The following is a 21109-nucleotide window of genomic DNA, read 5'->3' as shown; positions in this document are numbered from 1 at the left end:
AATGTTAATTGAAGAAAAAAATGCACTATCTGAAGAGATAGAAAAACTAGTGGTAATTCATGGAAACAATAGAGCCTCACTTCTTACTATTCTCCATGAAATTCAAATAAAGCACAGACATATTTCCGAGTTTGCACAACAGGAGATAGCCAGGCTGCTCGATATTCACCCTGTTGAAGTTTATAGTGTGATTTCTTTTTACTCCTTCTTGAACTCTCATCCAAAAGGAAGAAATATTGTACGTATTTGTCAGACTGTTACCTGCGAGATGAAAGGTAAAGATGCAATAATCAAAGCAATCGAAAGAGAACTTGGAATTAAAATTGGTGAAACAACCAAAGACAATAAGTTTACTGTTGAATGTGCTAATTGCCTTGGTCTGTGCGATGTAGGACCTGCAATGGCTATTAACGACAGGGTGTTTTTTAAATTGACTCCTGAAAAAGCAGTTGAACTTTTAAGTAAAGTTAAATGAGGCAGCTATGGAAACTATTAAACAAAAAAGAAACGGCACAGTAATATTTTCCGGCTATAACAGAGGGGATGGCATCAGGAAGGCTCTATCAATGCATCGTGAAGATATTCTATTTGAATTGAAGGAATCAAAACTGAAAGGGCGGGGTGGTGCTGGTTTCCCGACTTCAACCAAGTGGATGTTTGTTGCTGCGGCAAAAGCTGATAAAAAATTTATTATCTGCAATGCAGACGAAGGTGAACCCGGAACTTTTAAGGATAGAGTGCTTTTGCTTGAGTACCCTGAATTAGTTTTCGATGGACTTGTAATCGCCGGCTATACAATCGGCGCACAGCAGGGAATTATTTATTTAAGAGGTGAATATGAATACATGCTTAAACCGCTTGAAGATTATATGGCTGAGCTGCGGAAAGAAAATTTACTTGGTAAAAATATATGCGGTAAGGAAAATTTTAATTTCGATATAAAAATTTTTCTTGGCTCCGGCGCGTATATTTGCGGAGAAGAAACTGCACTAATAGAGTCACTCGAAGGTCAAAGAGGCGAACCAAGAAACAGACCCCCCTATCCGGTAAATACCGGTTACCTCGGCTACCCAACTGCTGTGAACAATGTTGAAACACTCACTACTATTCCACACATTATTCTTAAGGGTGGTAATTGGTATCAGAATCACGGAACAGATAAATCAAGCGGTTCAAAATTGTTTTCCGTTTCCGGTGATTGCGAAAAACCCGGTGTTTATGAACTCCCCTGGGGTACAACAATTAAGCAGCTGCTTGAAATTGTCGGAGCAATTGATACAAAAGCTGTGCAAATTGGCGGCGCTTCCGGATACTGTGTCCCCTCCTCACAGTTTGATCGCAAACTTGCCTATGAAGACATACCTACCGGCGGATCGGTAATAATCTTTAACAAATCAAGAAACATGTTAAAGGTGTTGAAGAATTTTATGGAATTTTTTGTTGAAGAGTCCTGCGGTCAATGCACTCCATGCAGAATTGGAAATAAGAAGTTACTTGAAGGAGTTAAAATGATTGAGAAAGGCGAATTTACTTTTGGATATATAAATAAACTAAAAGAACTCGGTAAGACAATGCAGGGGGCTTCAAAATGCGGGCTCGGTCAATCAAGTCCGAATTCATTTATTTCAATTTTAGAAAATTTCAAGGACGAAGTTTTTAATTATGACAACGGAGGTAATAATGGGAAACTATAAATCGTCACGAGCACCCATAAGCCAGAAGGCTAATGTAATTGAAATCCCGGAACATCCGGAGTATATCGGCGGAACGGTCTCTGTTGAGATAAATGAGAAGAAAATTCACGTGCCGTTAGGGACAACTATCCTGGAAGCCTGCAGGCAAAATCAAATTCATATACCCACCCTTTGCCACCACGAAGATTTGTGTGTCGCCGGTGTTTGCAGGATCTGCGTTGTCGAAATTGAAGGAATGAAAACTCTACAGGCGTCCTGTGCTTTCCCTATTACAGCCCCAATTAAAATTAAGACAACAACAAACGCAGTCCGTAAAGCAAGGAAACACATTATTGAACTATTGCTGAGTGAACATTGCGGTGAATGTTATTCCTGCTTCAGAAATAATAATTGTGAACTCCAATCACTCGCCAAAGAATATGGAATTGATCACTACAACTTTGGGCATGTAGAATACCCAAGATATAAAATTGATAATTCCTCCTTTTCCGTTGTTCGTGATATGGACAAATGCATTTTGTGCAAACGATGTGTTAGAACTTGTATTGATCTGCAGGAGGTGGGAGTTCTTGAGGCGATCAATCGGGGTGATGCAACAAAGATCGGCACGTTTTTTAATAAACCGCTTGCTGATGTAATCTGCATTAACTGCGGGCAGTGTATTAACCGCTGTCCAACCGGAGCCTTGCGTGCAAATGATCCGCGCGATGAAATTTGGGAAGCAATAGATAACCCTGAAAAGCACGTCGTAATTCAAACTGCTCCCTCCCCGCGTGCAGCAATTGGTGAAGAGTTTGGAATTGAACCCGGTCACTCATTTACCGGTGAAATGAATACTGCATTACGGCGGATTGGCTTTGACAAAGTGTTTGATACGAACTTTACTGCCGATTTAACAATCATCGAAGAAGGTACTGAATTGCTTTTGCGCATTTATAAAGCTTTAGTCCTCAAAGATAATTCCGTAGTTATTCCGCAGTTTACTTCCTGCTCGCCGGGGTGGGTAAAATATCTTGAACATTTTTATCCCGAATATATCCCCAATTTAAGCTCTGCAAAATCACCGCAGCAAATGTTTGGTGCGCTTATTAAAACTTTCTATGCAGAAAAAACCGGTATTGATCCGAAGAATATTGTTTCAGTTGCCGTGATGCCATGCTCGGCAAAAAAATTTGAGTGCAACAGACCCGAGATGACTGACTCCGGTTTCAAAGATGTGGATTACGGGCTTACAACAAGAGAGCTTGCACAGATGATAAAAGAAGCCGGTATCTATCTGCCCGAAATGCCCCGCTCCCATTTTGATGATCCGTTCGGTGAAGCTTCAGGGGCAGGATTAATCTTTGGCGCAACAGGGGGAGTGATGGAAGCTGCATTGCGGACTGTAATTGAACTTGTAACCGGAATTAAAGTTGAAAACGTCTTTAAGAATGCCAACATCGAGGTAGTACGAGGGTTTGAAGGAATACGATACGCCGAACTTCCTATCACTGAAGTTGGTCCGGTTCCAAAATTACTTCAGCATCTTGTGCCTGATTGGAACTGGCTTAAAGGTGTAACTCTTAAAATTGCAGTTGCACACGGAACAGCCAATGCGAAAAAAATAATGGAGAACATTAAAGCGGGGGGTAAGTTCAGTGAATGTCACTTCATAGAATTTATGGCTTGCCCGGGAGGCTGTATTGGCGGCGGCGGACAGCCTATACCAACGACTGCGGAAATACGAAAGAAACGCGCTGAGGCAATCTATAAAGAAGAAGAATCTTTGCCTACAAGAAAATCACACGAGAACAGACACGTAACTGATATTTACGAAATGTTTTTAATCGATGGACCTTGCGGACATAAATCGCATAAGCTTCTTCATACACACTACACGAAAAGGGGGAAGTTTATTTCATAGATAACAATTAAGTAATTTATTCTTTAATAAAGAGGCTGTCTCAAAAGGGCAGCCTTTTTTATTAGTTGACAATTCATTTCTTTGTGCTTAAGTTTCGAACAAAAATATTTAGGGATAAAAAAATGACAGCAAAAAAGTTTCTGTTCAAAAACTTCCAGCCCCTAAAGTATTTTATCTTTAGTCTTACTTGTGTTGTATTTGCAGTGATGCTGACAAGCTGCGAACAAAACCCCACCGCCCCAAACGAACCGCCAAAACCTCCCGGTTACCAGGAGGATATTTACTGGCCCAGCCTTGCAGATAGCCCCTGGCCTATGGAACACCACGATCCGCAGAATACAGGACGAAGTCAATTCAGCGGACCCTCGAAAGGCATAATTGAATGGAAAATAGAAATACCAAGATATGGCTCGAGCGATGATACTTTTTTATCCGCAGTTAATTCATTTGATTCCACCATCTATGTTGTTTCCTCTAATGATGTCGAATATCCTTATAGTTTTTTATATGCGATCAATTTTTCAGGAAATATTAAATGGAAATTCCCACTTCCGTATGATGATGAACCTACTGGTGAAAATAGCACTCCGGCAATTGTGAAATCAGATGGAATAATTCATACTGCTGACCGTAGAGGAAATGTATATGCGATTAACTCTGAAGGAAAATTGATATGGAAAGTAAAATTGAATGGGATTGTGTTGGGCAAGATGGTTGTTGATAAAGAGGGGTATCTTTATTGTATAACTCAATTTGGTCTTGTATATGCAATTTCAAAGGAAGGGAGTGTAATATGGGAATTGGAATTGCCTGATGCATTCGCTGGTAATTCTAGTTCTGTAAGTTGCTCACCCGACGGTAATACCATATATATTGCAACTAATAGAATTAGTGCTATAAGTAAATCTGGTTTGCTCCTATGGGAAACCTCGGAAGTATCTGGCGCTATATATCACTCCCCCCTGATTGATTCAAAAGGAAACATATATTTTTATAGTGACGCCGATTCATTACACGGATTTTTATCTATGGATAAGAATTCAATAACTCGGTATGCCTATGATGACATGTTTTTTGTATGGGCTAATCCAACAATGGATAGAAACGGTAATATCTATATAGCAAATGAGCCTGACATTATATCGCTAGATTATAATGGAAACCTTCGATGGCGGCTTACTAATGTATTTTATGGTTCTTCTATAAGCTGTGATAAAGATGGAAGGGTATATTTTGTGGATGGGTTGGGTACCCTAAAATGTATAGATAGCGAGGGACAAGTCATCTGGGAAATCCCAAATATTGGAAGAGCCTATGAATCTTTAACTATTGCGAATAATAAGTTATACTTTGGAGCAATTTCAGATAGCCGTAAATATTTTTACTGTATAAAGTAAGGAATACTTTTATGAAAAGTCAATTAAATGCATTGATTCTTATCTTTTGTTTTATTTTTAGCAATGGAATTTTAGCCCAAGATTTATTAACTGAGGGTGAAATAATTATACATTTTATCAACAAAGGAAATAATACAGTTTCTTTGACTGCTGAAAAAATCGCCCCTGCAAAATGGAATCCTTTTTATGTTTATCCTCATGGTGAACTTATACTTGATGAAGAATTCGACGTTGTTACAATTTCGGCGCCCGGGCCTTATACAAGAACTTATTTTGATGTTGAAGGAGATGACGACTTTGGAAATTTGATAGCGCTATCGTTTTATAAAATAAGTATTTTGGGTAAATCACCCATCTTTTGCTTAAACACTTCTCATTTTGTTATTCCGGATTTGATTGACTGGCTGGATATTCACTTGACTTTTGATTATTCCGATGATGTTCTGTACTGGGGTGATTGTACTGTAAATCCAAATATTTGTATTGATCAAGTTGATAACTTTAGCATTATTAGACCGTTTTCCATACAGAACACAACTGGTTTAGACGAATACTGGATAAACAGTTTAATATTGATCAGAGAACTGAATATACCAGTCAAACTCGTTTGGGGCCCCAATCCGGATCAATCTAATATTTCTAAATATTATTTATATCGTAAAATTGACAACCAATCTTTTATAAAAATAGGCGAGTTTAATAATCAAACATTTGACTACAAAGACAAATCTATTCTTTTTACTGGAGATGGAAGTTCGACAGTCTCTTACAAAGTAACTTCTTTTAATGGAATTGAATCAACTCCGACAAACATTGCTTCTCAACAGTACGATTTTGAATTTGACTGGAGCAACGGACTGATTCTTACAAAAAACGCAAATCATCCAAAATTGGTTTGGGTACCCAATAATACAATTCAAAATCTTACGGGTTATAAAATTTATAGAAAAGTTGAAGATGAAGCATTTTATTATATGGGTATGGTAGGTACGAACACATTCACATACACCGATGGTGAAGTAAATCTTAACGTGAAAGAAAGTGCCATACAGTATTATGTAGCAGCAACAAACGGTACACAAGAGGATCCAACAAATACAGTGACAGCAATAGGAGATTATAATCCTCATAAAGAAAATCAGCAAGGCGAAGAATTATCAGAACTAAAATATTTTCTTTCAGATAACTACCCCAACCCTTTCAACCCAACTACAACAATCAGTTTCTCAATTCCTGAGAGGAGTTTTGTAACGCTTAAAGTTTATGATATGCTTGGAAGAGAAGTTGCAGAACTTGTAAATGAAGAACTCGAAACAGGCAGCTTCGAAAAAACATTTGATGCTAATAACCTTGCCAGTGGAATTTACATTTACAGAATCACTGCAATGAAGGATGGAAAAATTTTTTTCAATGAATCCAGGCGGATGCTTTTAATAAAATAATTCAGGATAAAACACTTGATCATAAACCTCCGATGGCATTGCCATTGGAGGTTTTTATAATTCGAATAATATTCACTTTATATTCCCTTCCCACCATCAATCATTTCCTCTAAAAATCACCCCAAACCTAGAAAATAGCCAAAATTCGCACAGCAGATGAGATCCGCGGTGCGCCGTGAGCCATCGGCGGTACACCGGAAAGTATCCGCAATACCCCGGGAATCACCTGCGGTATCCCCGGTATCGCCGAGCGTACTCCTGTTAAAAAGTGGGGTATCCCGCGCGCAATCCGGCGTACTCCGTTTGGAATCCGGCGCATCCCGGCGTCACTAGCGGTACGCCCGATGACATCCGCGGTACTCCTGGCGTCATCAGCGGTATCCCCGGTGAAATCAGCAATACCCCCGATAACGTCCGGCGCATTCTGGCGACATCCGGCGTATTCCTGATGCAATCCGCTGTACACCGGATTTCATTTATACTAAGCTGATCAATACTTTTCTTAAAGAAGATCAAATATTAAAGGGGAAATTTTTGACCGTACGGAAAAGTCCGTTGAATTAATAATCATTAATTTATAGAATTGCCTAAGCAGTTTGAGGCTCTGGTTGTCTCTGCCGTGTTTTCACAATAACAGTTGGATAGTTTTCTGCCTGCTTCAAAAAAAGTCCCGCTAACAAAGCGGGACTTTTTATTTCTTAGCTTTTCATGGCTGCCATTTGTTGAAATCACCTCGTGAGGCGGGCAGTCATATTCAAACTAAACTTTAAGTTTTTCTGTATCAACTTTTTTCTTGGTAGATACTCCAATCAAATTGTATGCAGGGCAGAAATTCATAGAGGCTGTAAGCAAGGGCACTAAACCAACTGCACCCCACCATGTTTGATAATAAAACCCAAGTGCAATTATTACCACACCAAGAATAATCCTGATGATTTTATCAGCACTTCCAATGTTCGCTTTCATTTTGCATTCCCTTTATTTTAATTAATAAATAGTCTGTTTGTATGATGCTAACTTAGTCATTTTAGTTTCACCAAAAGACGGCATGAAGACAAATTATTATTATAGTAACTTTCAATCGGTTTTATGTTTTTCCCGGAAAGGCTCAATATGAACAAGCACATCTGAAATATTCGGATAAGCTTCGATCAAAGAATCTTTTACTTTGTGAGCAATTTCGTGACCTTCAAAGACTGTTTTATTGCCGTCAACGATTACGTGAATATCTACATAATATTCAAATCCCATTTTGCGGACAAAGCATTTGTCTAATGATAAAACGCCATCAACTTTAACAGCGGCTTCACGGACTTTGATTATTTTTTCTGCTGATGGTGCTGTATCCATTATTTCAAGAAGTGCCGGTTTCCAAAGTCTATATGCATTAAATAGTATAATTCCCGACGCAAAAAGTGCCGCATAGTCATCAGCTTCTTCATAACCTGCTCCGCCAATTAATGCAATAGAAATTCCGATGAACGCCGCCGCTGAAGTGAGTGCATCGCTTCTGTGGTGCCATGCATCATTTTTAACTGCGATACTTTCAACACTGTCACCGACTTTTATCACATATCTGAAAAGAGATTCTTTAACAATAACAACAGCAACTAAAACAATAAGTGTGAATGGAGCCGGTGCATGGTGGGGAGTAATAATTTCGTGGATGCTTTGAATTACAATAATTATCGCAGCAACAAAAAGTCCCGAAGCAACGGCAACAGCCGCGAGTGGTTCAGCTTTGCCATGCCCATACGGATGATCCTGATCGGCAGGTTTAGAAGCAATCTTTAATCCAATAATTACAATTAGCGAAGTGACAATATCAGAACTTGATTCAATTGCATCAGCCACTAATGCGTAGGAATTCCCAATAATGCCGGCGGTACCTTTTACAATAACAAGCACGATGCTTACAAAAATTCCTATGAGGGTAGATTTAGTTCCCCTGGATGCGGAAGCAATGCTTTGAGAATTTAGCCGTGATTGTCGTTTCATCAATTTAGATTAATAGTTAGCCAAAAATAGAGAATGATTTTTTTATTTATATAAAAATCTTAAAAAGAATTAATTGAAAAACCGCTCTGAAAAATTAAATTGAGTATGTAATTATCATTATACAATAAGCAAACAGATAATCGAAAGGAAATGATGCTATGAGATTAAACCAATTTTTTAAGCCTGCTTCGAAATCTTTGTATTTCAGCTTAGGCATTACTGCAACACTGTTTATTCTATTTTTATTTCTATCCTTCTTTTTTACAGATGGAAAAGTTGTAAAAAATATAGAAGAGTTTCCGCAAAAGTATCGAATCGTATCGCCCGAAGTTCCAGCAAATCTTGATTTTGCCGGGGAGAAAATTCCGCTTGATAATTTTGAAGTGAAAGAAAGAATAGAGCGGGAACTGATTGTAAACACCTATCTGCACTCAGCAACCATTATGTCAATTAAACGTGCTGGCAGATGGTTCCCCGTTATCGAACCGATTCTAAAACGAAATGGAATTCCTGATGACTTTAAATATTTATGTGTAGCAGAAAGTAATCTTGATAATGCAGTTTCACCAGCCGGGGCAAAAGGCTTTTGGCAATTCATCGAAGAGACCGGGAAAAAATACGGCTTAGAAATTAACGACGTGGTTGATGAAAGATACAACGTTGAAAAATCAACCGAAGCCGCTTGCGCTTATTTGAAAGATGCTTACTTACAATTTGGAAGCTGGACAATGGCAGCAGCTTCATACAATATGGGAATGAATGGAGTTGAAAAACAAAGGGGACGGCAAAAAACAAACAACTATTTTAATCTCGTGCTTGGAGAAGAAACTTCACGATACATCGCCCGAATTGTTGCCATCAAAGAAATACTTAAATCACCGACTGATTATGGCTACGATTTAAATGATTCAGAAATTTATCAGCCGCTAAAATTTAAAACTATTACTGTTGATACCTCTATCTCCGATTTAGCTGAGTTTGCTTTTGCACAAAATATTAATTATAAAACACTTAAGTATTACAACCCATGGCTCAGAGATATTTCTCTTTCGAATAAAATCGGGAAAACTTATTATATCAAACTTCCCGAAGAAGGAAGCATTAATTTAATACGTGAATAAAGGTTACGGTTGAACAGTCTCTCTTTTATAAACTCCATTTGCAACTTTAACTGCTGTTAGAAAAGCAAGGTTGACAGTTCGTTCATAAAGATCGCCATTTAAAGTTTCAACCTTATCAGTTGGTAAATGCAAATGAGCGTAACTGTTCTTAGTGACAAAGTATAAAGCAGGAATTCCCTTTTCGTGAAACGGAGCAGCATCGGCACCGCCCCCGTTCCATGTGTTTTCAATCATCATCTTCGTAAAATCTTTGTCTAATCCGCGGGCAATCTGCCAAAGGTTGGGGGAGCTTTTTCCATTACCGACTTGAATGCTGTCACCGTAGCCAACACAATCAAGATTCAACATAGCTGTAATGTTTTTTAATGGAACCGGCGGATTATCCACAAAAAATTTCGAGCCGAATAATCCCTGCTCTTCACTTGCAAATAAAACAAAAATAACAGAGCGCTTTGTTTTGATTTTCCCGTTTGCAAATGCACGGGCAATTTCAAGAACGCCCGCTGAACCTGAAGCATTGTCATTTGCGCCCGGAAATAAAACCAAATTACCCTGCGAGCCAACGTGATCTAAATGTCCGCCAATAACAATAAATTCATTCCGAAGCAATGAATCAGTCCCTTCAATCATTCCTATTACGTTTTGAGTACGTGCGGATTTATTATAGTAAGCTGTCACCTCAACCTGTACTTTTGAATGCAGATTGAATGAGAAAGGTTTTTGGAGCGAATCAATTTTACTCTGAACTTCATGAAGTGTATAGCCAGTTCCAGCCAGCAATTCATCAGCGGTTTCAATACTGATTTGAAGCTGCGGAAAATCTAATAGCTGTTCGCCTTCCCCATGAAGAATACTTCCAATCAGAGGTTGGGGTTTATCGTCATTAGGAAGCGAGACAAACAAAATTCCTTTTGCGCCGTGATTAGCAGCTACAATTGATTTTTCTCTCGGGAGAGTTTTAACCCAGCCTTTATTGTCAATTGTCCAGTGAGGACTTTGTTTGAAAACGATAACGATTTTTCCTTTTACATTTATCTCTTTATAGTCATCGTAGCCGGATTCCTTATCCGTAATGCCGTAGCCGCAAAAAACCACTTTTGATTTAAGATTGCCAGACCCGGAGAATCCCCTGAAAATAAAATCCTTTCCAAGTTCATATTGTTTAACAACCCCATCCTGCCACAAATTAAATACAACAGGAGTATCTATTTTATTATACTCAACAGTTAAATGCTGAAAATATGAATCGCTTCCTAAAGGTTTTAGCCCAAGTTTAGAAAATTCACCAGCCATAAATTCAGATGCACGATTGTACCCTTCGCTTCCGGCTAATCTGCCGTCAAATTCTTTTGAAGAAAGCAAAGTGACTGTGTTGAGAAGGTTTTCTTTTTTAATCAGATTCTGCAATGAAGAAAAATCATCCTGACTTTGAATCGTGTTACTTAAAATTAGAATCAGCGAAAGAGTTATTAATATATTTTTCATGTTTTTGACTTCGATTATTAAATTATTTGCACTGCTGCATTGTTTTAAATTCGTTTCAACTAAACTTAAAAAATGGATCAGCCATAACAAAGAAAAAGACTAAAGACATTATTATTGAAAGAATTAATTTTAGTCCCATCATAAATAGATTTAGAAAGAAAGTTGCCGTGCCAGCTTTCATTGCCTGCCAATGACTTTTACCGCCAATTAATTCACCTGCAGCAGCACCGGCAATTATTCCGATAAACATTCCAAATGGCGGAAAGAAAAATATTCCGGCGATCATACCTATTACGGAACCCCAAATACCAGATTTAGAAACTCCGAAATATTTTGCGCCGTAAGTTGGAACAACATAATCAAAGATTGTTATCGCAATAGTGAGAACTGCAAAGACCAAAATTAAAAGCCAGCTTATTGAATCAGGGTAAGTTAATTTCACAAAAATTAATGCGATAAAATTTAGCGGCGGTCCGGGTAATCCAGGCACAATACAGCCAATAATTCCGGCTATGGTCAGAATGATTCCAAGCGTAACTAAAATTATTTCTAACATTGTTTCAATAAATTATTTTAATAAAAATGCTGCTGTGGTTTTGCTGATGAAATTTTTATTGCTTAATTAATATTTCATTCTTAAAAGGATCAATTCTATCTTCATCGAAGAATGGGCGGTAGAAATCATTGCTTTCTATTTCCTGCATCCAGCCATTCTCTAAACCATATTTATTAAGCAGCTCAACTGCGCGATAGTATTCCGTTTGACTGATGCATCTATTTAGCAAAATATTTTTTGAAGCACGGTTTACAGGAAAGTATTGTGACATAAGCGAAACATGGATTTTCGGATCAAGCGAACTAATAAACTTAAATACTTCCTCAGATTCCGATAAACCGTTGGGCAGAACGAGATGACGAATTATTAATCCGCGCACAATTACACCATCCTTGTAAACCAATTCACTGCCAACTTGATTATACATTTCAGCAATTGCTGCTTTTGTTTTTTCAAAATAATCCGGAGCCTTAGAATATCGTCTTCCGTTTTCATCTGTGCCGTACTTGAAGTCGGGAAGATAAATATCAACCACATCCTTATATAATTTTAATACTTCAACAGAATCGTATCCATTTGTATTATAGATGATAGGCAGGTTCAACCCTTGTTTTACAGCCAGATAAATAGCTTTTAATATCGGCACAGCAAAGTGAGTCGGAGAAACCAAACCAATGTTGTGGCAACTTTTATTTTGCAGCTCAATCATGATCCCGGCAAGCCGTTCAACCGATGTTTGATTTTTACTTTCGACATTTGGGTTTTGACTGATCACAAAGTTTTGACAATAGTCGCATCGCAAATTGCAGTTTCCAAAGAATATATTTCCCGCCCCCCTTGTTCCGGATAAAACAGGTTCCTCACCGAAATGGGGGGTGTAGGATGAAACAATCGGTTGATCGCCGCTTTGGCAGGTTCCTAATTCACCGTTAGTTCTATCAACATAACAATTGCGCGGACAGCTTGTGCAGTTTTTTAGGATTGCATCCGCAGCAGAAATGCGACTTTCAAACTCGCTTGAAGAAATTAGCTTTAAGTATGATGGCACAAAATTCATTTTCGTATTACTCGAAAACTATTTTTCTCTGTTTGGCAGCCATTCGTTCAGGAACGTAAGAATTTTTTCTTCGCTGTAATCTTTATCCTGCTCTAAAACTCCGGTGTCTTGTGAATGCAAAAACGCTCCGCCCTGCTCAAGCACAAATAAATGAGGGAAGCCGGGGATTTCAGGATACGCGGAAAGAAATTTTTCATTCTTGTTTTCTTTGCTGTAATTTATTTTCACCCAAACAAAATTTTGATCAATTAAATTTTTAATTCGCTCATGACTTTGAATAAACGCATCTAACCGATGGCACCAGATACACCACTCACCGCCAACATCAAGTATTATTCTTTTATTATTTGGCTCAGCAAAATTCACCGCAAGTTTCAAATCTGTTGAAGGATCTCTTTGCGGATCGAAATTATCTAACGATACAGAAGGATTTTCTGTCTGCGAAAATATCGAAATGGTAAGCACAAATATGAATGCTGCAACTTTTGAAATGTAACCGGTATTCATTTTTTCTCCATTATATTAAAAAAATTATTATAAAAATTCTATAAAAAATAATCTATCACAACAAAGCCGCCGATCAACAAAACTGTAAAAGCAATCGCGAGCCAGTTAAAATATTTATCAATAAAAGTTTTAATCTGCGGACCGAATTTCCAGATTAAAAATGCTACAAGAAAAAATCTTGCCCCTCTACTTATCACGGAAGCAATTACAAACATTGGCAAGCTAATGTTAAATGCACCTGAAGAAATTGTAATCAATTTATAAGGAATGGGTGTAAAACCTGCCGTGAATACAATCCAGAAATCATATTGCGAATACATTTTTGTATTTCAAAAAAGACTGTTGAGTAAAAGAGGGAATGTTATTAAAAAAGAAAATCGCGATTCCCGAAAATTCATTTGGCGATGACCACCACAGAAAATGTCCGATTGCGTAACCGGTAAGCGCGCCTGTTACCGAAGCAATTGTACAGGTAGATGCAAATTTAAATGCTTTGCTTCTTGCACCAAGCACAAGCGCTATAAGCAGTGCATCAGGAGGGATGGGGAAGAAAGATGACTCAGCAAAAGCTAATATAAAAAGTGCAATCGCGCCGTAAGGTGTTTCCGCCCAGTGAAGCACCCAATCGTAAAGTTTTCGTAAATATTTCATGTCACCTAATTTTATTGAAATGTAAACTTAGCATTTTTCGCGGAATCTTAGCTGAAAAAAATTATTGAAAATACTATTTCACTCTTTAATTAAGGCGCAGACTTTAGTAATTTTTCAACCGTAATAATTAATGTAATGTACAGAGCCAAATGATTAGTAATTCTGACTTAAAACAAAATTTCCAACAAAGACAAACCGAAAACTTTGGCACGATATCAAAAGCTTTTCTCGAAATTTCTGATAAGATAAAAACAACAGCAGATTCGTCTGAACTTAACTCAAAAATTGATAAGCTATTTAAATTGATTCTTGAATCCAATCAATTTTTTACGAACGAACTGAATTCCTTTCTTAATCAGAACGAAAAAATTCTTAGGCATCTCGAAAATTTAAAAGAAGAAAACCGAAAACTTCAGGTACTTTATTCTACAGGCATTGTTTTTTCTTCCGAAACAGAAATGAAAGCACTAATGGAATCAGCAATTGAAACTGTTGTAAAGGAGTTAATAGCTGATTCAGGATTTATAATTTTGACTGATGATTTTGGCAGCATAGAATCAGTCTTTGCAAAAAATATGAACCCGCAAGAAAATCCGGAAGCGCTAAATCTCAGCTCAACTGTAGTAAAGAATACATTACAAATTTCTTCGCCTGTAAGAATTGATAAGACATCCGAAGATGATGAGCTTGCCGGAAAATCAAGTGTGATAAAACTTGGAATTTCTGCTGTCCTTTGCGTACCATTAATCGCCGGCTCAAAAACTTTGGGGGCAGTGTATCTTGATCGAAGGAAGAAAGAAAATCCTTTCACTCATTCAGATTTGCTTTATCTGCTGTCATTTGCTAAGCAAATTATAAGAGGGCTGCAAGTCTCTATGGAAATTTCTTCTTTGGAAAAGAAACTTTTAACAGATGCCGTGCAAAACTTTGAAGACTTCAGGAAAGAATTTAAGTGTGAAAAAATAATTGGTTCAAATAAAAAATTATTTGAACTTCTAAAAATTGCTGCAAAGATTTCCCCCACCGATGCTTCTGTCATTATTCTTGGCGAAAATGGAACTGGAAAAGATTTGCTTGCGCGTGCTATTCACGAAAACAGCCGTAGAAAAGATAAACCATTTGTCACCATTGATTGCAGCTCAATCCCTGCTGATCTGCTTGAATCGGAATTGTTCGGTTATGAAAGCGGTGCATTCACCGGCGCAACAAAATCTAAACCCGGCAAATTGGAAATCGCTGATGGCGGTACAATCTTTTTTGATGAGATAGGAGAGATGAGCATAAATCTTCAGGCGAAACTTTTACGCATTATTCAAACTAAAGAACTTGAAAGGCTGGGGTCAGTTCAAACAAAAAAAATTGACGTAAGAATTCTCTGTGCAACTAATAAAAATATTTCCGAAATGATTTCGAAAGGTCGGTTTAGAGAAGATCTTTATTACCGATTGAAAGTCATCGAACTTACACTGCCCCCTCTTCGTGAAAGAAAAGAAGATATTTTCGAGCTGTCAAACTTTTTCCTAAAAAAACATACGCAAGGTGGAAAGACTTTTTCCATTTCGGAAGAAGCACTTCAAATTCTTGAGGAATATAATTGGCCCGGAAATATTCGTGAACTCGAAAATGTTATTCTAAGATGTGTTGTCTTAGCCAAAAGTGATATGATTGAACCGTCCGATCTCCCACCTGAGTTGATTGATAAAACCGAATTGGAAGAGCGAATTGAAGACGGCAAAACACTATTAGACGCCGAAACAGAATTCAGAAGAATGTTCATTATTCGAACGCTTCGCCGCGTAAAGACCAAAGCAGAAGCCGCTCAACTATTAGGCATCAACCGTACTCATTTTTACAAACTGCTTACACAACTCGGAATAGATACTTAGATTTTTTGTCGTTTATTTCCGACAATAATTTGCTTCGGTCTGTCGGACATAGTAAGTTTTGTCCGTTCTTTTGAAATATTACGTGTGTAATAGTTGATTGTTCATTGGCATTCTGTTTGGTAACAACTCGTTAAAAAAACGATATGAAAAACTCTATACTTGTAATGGACGACGATACCAAAGAGCTTCGGAAACTGAGAGAGATCCTTACCCGCGAAGGATATAATATTATCACAGCAAGCGATAAAGAAACAGCATCTCAATTAAGCCGGCACATTAAATTTGAATTTGTTCTTAGTAAAGCATCAATATTAGATTTTGTTTTTCCTGAGAGGGAAAAATAATTGTAATCAATCATTTATAAACAAAGGAGTAAAAAATGAAAAACTTGTCCACTGTTCTTGTTCTTTTTGTTCTTGCATTTAGCTTAAGCATAAATGCACAAAGTAAAGTCGGTATTCAGGGCACATTCGCTCTTCCAATGGGCGATTTTGGTGATGGATATGGTTTAGGTTTTGGCGGAACTGTTACTTATATGTATATGGTTAACCCCAACCTTGCTGTCACCGGCAGTGCTGGTTATCTTACCTGGAGCGGCAAAGATGCATTAGATGGAGCTACTTTCAGTTCAATTCCTGTTCTTGTTGGTGCAAGATATATGTTTGGCGGCGGCGGTAAGTTTATGCCTTACGGATTTGCTCAACTCGGAATGCACTTCGTCTCCAGCGAGGTTGATGTTCCTTCCTATACAGTCGGCGGAATTACTGTTGGCGGTGGAACTGTTTCTGCCTCTGATTCCTTCTTTGGATTTGGCGCAGGATTGGGATTTCTCTATCAGTTAAGTGACAAAATGAATCTTGACGTTAATGCTGGTTTTGATAATATAAGTACTACCAATTCTTCTTCCAGTTATATCGGTATAAATGCCGGTGTAGCTATTGCACTTTAATTCTTATTGACCTTTTATTAAGCGGCGTTTTTATGCGCCGCTTTTTTTATTTTAAAACATTTATGGTAACCAATAAAACATCCTGATCCGTTGGTTAACGGGTGGCGGGGGTTTTTTTTTTTTTTTTTTTTTGATTTAAAAGAATGGGGAAAACCCCCACCCAACCCAAATCCATTTGGCTGATTGAAAATTACTTTTACTGTTTTGGAATGCTTGAGCAGGGAGAGTTTTATTTTAAATCTATATTTAAAAAATATCTTTACTTTAAAATATTTTTTACTTACGTTAATGCCCGAAGGAATAATTATAGGAGTAAAATCTTTTTGACAGCCAAAGTTAAAAATAGTTTGGCACGATATTTAGCTCTCTCTCTCTCTGCATTGCGAGGAGAGAAATGAGATTGGAAATATTATTATATGCTCTCACATTTTTGTATGAAGCCTCTGTTTGTTCTCTTCCAAGCAATACAATCATACAAATTATTTCTTTCAACCCTAATTATAATTTATACATTCCACTTTTTTATCCAACTGGTTTTACATAGCTTAAAAAGCTCATTTCTTTCATCCAACAATTTTCTTTCTTCGCCAAATTTATTTTAAGGTGATTCGATGTTACATAAAAATAAGCTGATGTTATTATTACTACTTGTTATTCAAAGCGTGATTCCTGGTCAGTCATTTACTGACTCGGTTGTAAGTAAAATAAAAATTGATTATCCTGAATTATCTGTTGAACAGGTAAGGGATGGAATTATTAAAGTTACTTACCCGGATGGAACGGAACGATTAGAAAACATAGCACCATACACTGATAGGAAAATACCTGAAGGAATTGGTTACACAGTAATTGATATCCCCAATACCGATACTATCCCTTTTTTCTGGAAGTACAGGTTTTGGCAGCAATTATACTTGACTAATTTTGAGTATAAATCTATTAAATCAGGTGATGTTAATAGGAATGGTTTACAAGAGCTTTACGGATTCCAATATATTGATGATACATTTTATCCGACTGTAGTATTTGAGAAAAATGAAGCAGATTACTTTGAAATAATTTATAATTATCCAGAAAGCAACTACATCGTGGAAAACGTATATGATATTAATCGTGATGGCAATACTGAAGTAGCGATAATAAGTGATAATTTTTCTGAGCATAAGTTAAGATTTTACTCGAAACCAAAAAAGGATTCCTTAGCTGTAGATTTACTTTTTACATTTAGATCTTTTGGCTCAACCGATCAATCTTTCTTGGGAGACTTTGATGGGGACTCGTTGACTGATATGGTATATTCACAGGGTGAGATATGGATTGTTGAATATAATCCACAAAAAGTCAATTTCGATACAGTTTATAACCTAACCTATCAATGGCCAAACTATACGAATCTTCTTGGATACGGTATCGGAGATTTTGATCAGGATAGAAAGACTGAATTAGTTGCGGGAGATCTGTTCGGTAAAATTCTGGTTATAGAGAATAGTGATGACAATACCTACGATACAACCTGGTCTGGAAGTGTAAACACTTTTAATGCTTATTTTCATACACAAACCAACGATATTGATAAAAATGGGAAACCAGAATTTTGGGTAATGGGTCACACGTCTCTTGGTATTACGACTATTACAATCTTTGAAGCTTCAGGAGATAATGAATATCAAGCAGTTGGAATCGTCGACCTTTATGGAGTTGTGTCCTTTAATGCGGGAAATCTCCAATCAATTGATATTGATGAAGATGGTACCGAAGAAATTGTCATCACTGTTTTCGGGTATGTTATTATTTTAAAATTCACCGGATCACAAAACAATCATAATTATTCCGTTTATTATTTAAAAAAGATAAACGAAGAGTTTTTTTTCCAGAATGCTGTTATGTATCCTTTAGGAATAAGCCATAAAAATGAATTGCTGATTTCATTCTTTAAGTATAACCCGCGAACGGATTATACCGAAATTTATATAGCATCAGATGACACACTTACTTCTGTTGGTGCTGATAAAATACAAACATCTTCAATGTATCTGGTAAACTACCCAAACCCTTTTAACATAAGCACTGTTATAAGATTTGGTGTTGTTGAAAGTGTAGAAGTTACAATCAAAATTTATAATTCACTTGGCGAAGAAGTGAACACATTGTTGGATAAATTTCTTTCTCCCGGTTCGTATGAATTAAACTGGGAAGGCAAAAATAAACAAAGTAAATATCTTCCTTCGGGTTTATATTTTATCATATTAAATTCAGGAGGTAGTATTTCAGCTATCAAGACAATTTTGTTGAAATAAAAAATAAAGGTTTTAAAATGAAAAAATTATATGTAATTCTCTTATTAACGTCATTAAAATTGTTCTCACAAGGCTGGGGAGATCAAATCCCGATACCCGGTATTGTCGAAACCAATTTAGTTATGATGGATATGTTCACAAATAATAAAGCAATATATTTAACAGTGGTAGATATATACAATGACGTGCGTGTCTATAAGGTTGACTCAAAAGGAAATGTCTTCTCCGGATTTCCAAAAACAATAACAACGGATGGACAATTTCCCAGTATAACTGGAAGTAACGAAAGACTTTATATTACCTATTTATCAGGGAGTTCTATTGTTACAAAATATTCTTATGATTTTGGTAATACATGGACACAAACAGCTCAATCACAAAACACTTCTGGAAATACCTGTAATGGAATAGATACGGATTTCGATCCAACATATGGTCTTCATATAACCTGGGCAACTGCGGATGATGATCAGGGATATTACGAGACTTACTATATTAGCTACACATTATTTGACCAGTTACGGCCAGGAGATTGGAAACAAGTTACTGATTTTGGGCTCGAACTAGGAGGATTCCCATCAATTGCATTTGCACCACAAAGAGTCTTTGTTGGTTATACATTAACAGATCAACAGAACCCCAATATTAATCACTTTGGTCATTCTGCTGATCGGGACAGAATAAATGGTATTTGGAATTTTTTTCATACAATATCTTATAACACAGGGATGCAAAAAGTAATTATAAGAGATAATAAACTATATGCATTTTATTTGTTATATCAGACTTCTCCAAATGCACATTACGATTTAAAATTGAGCTACAGAAATTTTGACGATAATTCATATACAAGTACTAGTCTTAATTTGGATAAAGTCGAAATTACATCTGGATTAGGTACCGCTGTTTCTGTGAATAATAATTTGAATTTCGCTTATGATGATAGTCCATATTTAAAATATCAATACTTTGATGGAACATCATTTAGCTCACCGACTACAATAACTACAGATAATTTACAAGATAATGCTCGCTTTGGCTTTAATGCTGTTTCAAATGATTTGTTTGTAATTTGGAAAACAACTAATCTTAGTGTATTGCAGTATAAACAGTTTGATGCCACTCCCATAATTCCAACAAACTTTACAGGTGTTGTGTATCAAAACCATCCAAAAATAACCTGGGATCAACTTGAACCAGATATTCAATATTTTGAAGTATGGCGAAAGTTAGATAGCAATCCCTGGGTACTGTACACCACAACGACTAACAATTATTATGTTGATAATGGTGTACAGATTGGCTTGCTCGCTAATGGTACAGTTAAATATAAAGTTCAAACAAAGGATTGGGGCAATCATTTATCAGGGTACACTGAAGAAGTAAGCTTCAGTTATTATGGATTAAATAAAATATCGGCTGGGGATAATTCAAAGTCTTTCGAACTTTCAGGAAACTATCCCAACCCTTTCAATCCAACCACAACAATAACTTTCTCGATTCCTGAAAAGAGTTTTGTAACACTTAAAGTTTACGATATGCTAGGAAGAGAAGTGGTTGAACTCGTAAACGAAGAACTCGAAACAGGAAACTTCGAAAAGACATTTGAAGCAAGCAGCCTTTCAAGTGGTGTTTACATTTACAGAATCTCTGCAATGAAGGATGGAAAAATTCTTTTCAATGAATCTAAGCAGATGCTTTTAATAAAGTAATTCAGGATAAAATCCTTGTTCTTAAACCTCCGATGGCAATGCTATCGGAGGTTTTTCTTATTTGCAAATTTTTCTACTCTCTAACCGTTTACTCCCACAATAATTCCCCCTAAAATCGCCTTAAACCTCTGAAATCGCTCATTTTCGCACATTTTAAATGCTCACACGTGCATTTTAAATGGCTGAGGGCGCCCTGCAGGTCCCAAAATGTGCCCTCACGGTGCGTGAGCGTGCCATGGAGGTCCGAAAATGTACGCTCACGGTGCGTGAATGTGTTATACAGCTTTAAAATGTGCATTTACAGAGCGTGAGGGTGCCATGCCGATTCAAAAATGTGCCCTCACGATTCGTGAGCGTGCCATGCCGGATCGCCAGCGTACCCTCACGGTTCGCGGGGGCGCCATGGCTTGTCGTAAATGCAGCGATTGTTGTATAATATCTATGTTCTAATTGT

At 37.1% G+C, this 21109-nt stretch carries 15 protein-coding genes and 2 pseudogenes; 10 read left to right on the top strand and 7 right to left on the bottom strand.

Annotated features, from left to right (window positions below):
- Position 1 precedes the first annotated feature (1 nt).
- From IPH11_09525 to IPH11_09510, 4 genes and pseudogenes are all read left to right on the top strand, one after another.
- A pseudogene (locus IPH11_09525) lies at positions 2-1694 on the top strand (NAD(P)H-dependent oxidoreductase subunit E).
- Positions 1681-3597 (top strand): iron hydrogenase small subunit, encoded by a 1917-nt coding sequence (locus IPH11_09520; GenBank protein ID MBK6913882.1) that lies wholly within the window; start codon positions 1681-1683, stop codon positions 3595-3597. Before IPH11_09525 ends, IPH11_09520 begins: the two are co-directional and overlap by 14 nt.
- Positions 3598-3719: 122 nt before the next feature.
- Complete coding sequence (locus tag IPH11_09515; protein ID MBK6913881.1) at positions 3720-4994, top strand: PQQ-like beta-propeller repeat protein; 1275 nt, start codon at positions 3720-3722, stop codon at positions 4992-4994.
- Positions 4995-5968: 974 nt separating this feature from the next.
- Positions 5969-6436, top strand: coding sequence for a T9SS type A sorting domain-containing protein (locus tag IPH11_09510; protein MBK6913880.1), 468 nt, complete (start codon positions 5969-5971; stop codon positions 6434-6436).
- A gap of 759 nt (positions 6437-7195) precedes the next feature.
- Here the strand turns inward: IPH11_09510 and IPH11_09505 are convergent.
- Together IPH11_09505 and IPH11_09500 are read right to left on the bottom strand one after the other, a co-directional pair.
- Complete coding sequence (locus IPH11_09505; GenBank protein MBK6913879.1) at positions 7196-7402, bottom strand: DUF2892 domain-containing protein; 207 nt, start codon at positions 7400-7402, stop codon at positions 7196-7198.
- Between the two features lie 111 nt (positions 7403-7513).
- Positions 7514-8434: a cation transporter gene (locus IPH11_09500; GenBank protein MBK6913878.1), complete on the bottom strand. Its 921-nt coding sequence runs from the start codon at positions 8432-8434 to the stop codon at positions 7514-7516.
- 158 nt (positions 8435-8592) lie between these two features.
- Here IPH11_09500 and IPH11_09495 point away from each other — a divergent pair, with 158 nt between their 5' ends.
- Positions 8593-9555, top strand: coding sequence for a lytic transglycosylase domain-containing protein (locus tag IPH11_09495; GenBank protein ID MBK6913877.1), 963 nt, complete (start codon positions 8593-8595; stop codon positions 9553-9555).
- 3 nt (positions 9556-9558) lie between these two features.
- Here the strand turns inward: IPH11_09495 and IPH11_09490 are convergent, their stop codons facing one another.
- The 5 genes and pseudogenes from IPH11_09490 to IPH11_09470 all read right to left on the bottom strand — a co-directional run bounded on the left by IPH11_09490 (position 9559) and on the right by IPH11_09470 (position 13811).
- Positions 9559-11040 carry a M20/M25/M40 family metallo-hydrolase gene (locus IPH11_09490; GenBank protein ID MBK6913876.1) on the bottom strand — a complete coding sequence of 494 codons (1482 nt, stop codon included), beginning with the start codon at positions 11038-11040 and terminating at the stop codon, positions 9559-9561.
- 55 nt (positions 11041-11095) lie between these two features.
- Positions 11096-11596 carry a DUF456 domain-containing protein gene (locus IPH11_09485; protein ID MBK6913875.1) on the bottom strand — a complete coding sequence of 167 codons (501 nt, stop codon included), beginning with the start codon at positions 11594-11596 and terminating at the stop codon, positions 11096-11098.
- Between the two features lie 55 nt (positions 11597-11651).
- Entirely contained in the window at positions 11652-12653 is a 1002-nt protein-coding gene (locus IPH11_09480; protein MBK6913874.1) for a radical SAM protein, read from the bottom strand.
- Positions 12654-12671: 18 nt separating this feature from the next.
- Positions 12672-13160: a thioredoxin family protein gene (locus tag IPH11_09475; GenBank protein ID MBK6913873.1), complete on the bottom strand. Its 489-nt coding sequence runs from the start codon at positions 13158-13160 to the stop codon at positions 12672-12674.
- A 38-nt stretch (positions 13161-13198) separates the two neighbouring features.
- Positions 13199-13811: pseudogene (locus tag IPH11_09470) on the bottom strand (DedA family protein).
- A gap of 149 nt (positions 13812-13960) precedes the next feature.
- Here IPH11_09470 and IPH11_09465 point away from each other — a divergent pair.
- The 5 genes from IPH11_09465 (at position 13961) to IPH11_09445 (ending at position 20655) form a co-directional block, all read left to right on the top strand.
- Positions 13961-15697 carry a sigma-54-dependent Fis family transcriptional regulator gene (locus tag IPH11_09465; protein ID MBK6913872.1) on the top strand — a complete coding sequence of 579 codons (1737 nt, stop codon included), beginning with the start codon at positions 13961-13963 and terminating at the stop codon, positions 15695-15697.
- 143 nt (positions 15698-15840) lie between these two features.
- Positions 15841-16041 carry a hypothetical protein gene (locus tag IPH11_09460; protein MBK6913871.1) on the top strand — a complete coding sequence of 67 codons (201 nt, stop codon included), beginning with the start codon at positions 15841-15843 and terminating at the stop codon, positions 16039-16041.
- Between the two features lie 35 nt (positions 16042-16076).
- Complete coding sequence (locus tag IPH11_09455; GenBank protein MBK6913870.1) at positions 16077-16646, top strand: outer membrane beta-barrel protein; 570 nt, start codon at positions 16077-16079, stop codon at positions 16644-16646.
- A 611-nt stretch (positions 16647-17257) separates the two neighbouring features.
- The gene (locus IPH11_09450) at positions 17258-18943 is read left to right on the top strand and encodes a T9SS type A sorting domain-containing protein (protein MBK6913869.1); all 1686 of its coding nucleotides are present in this window, start codon (positions 17258-17260) and stop codon (positions 18941-18943) included.
- 728 nt (positions 18944-19671) lie between these two features.
- On the top strand, positions 19672-20655 hold the full coding sequence (locus tag IPH11_09445) for a T9SS type A sorting domain-containing protein (GenBank protein ID MBK6913868.1): 984 nt from the start codon (positions 19672-19674) through the stop codon (positions 20653-20655).
- Positions 20656-21109: the final 454 nt, after the last annotated feature.

The organism is Ignavibacteriales bacterium (assembly GCA_016709155.1).
In the GTDB taxonomy this organism is placed as follows: Bacteria; Bacteroidota; Ignavibacteria; order Ignavibacteriales; family Ignavibacteriaceae; genus JADJEI01.
The sequence above is the reverse complement of the archived record's forward strand: the minus strand, read 5'-3'. Positions and strand labels throughout refer to the sequence as shown.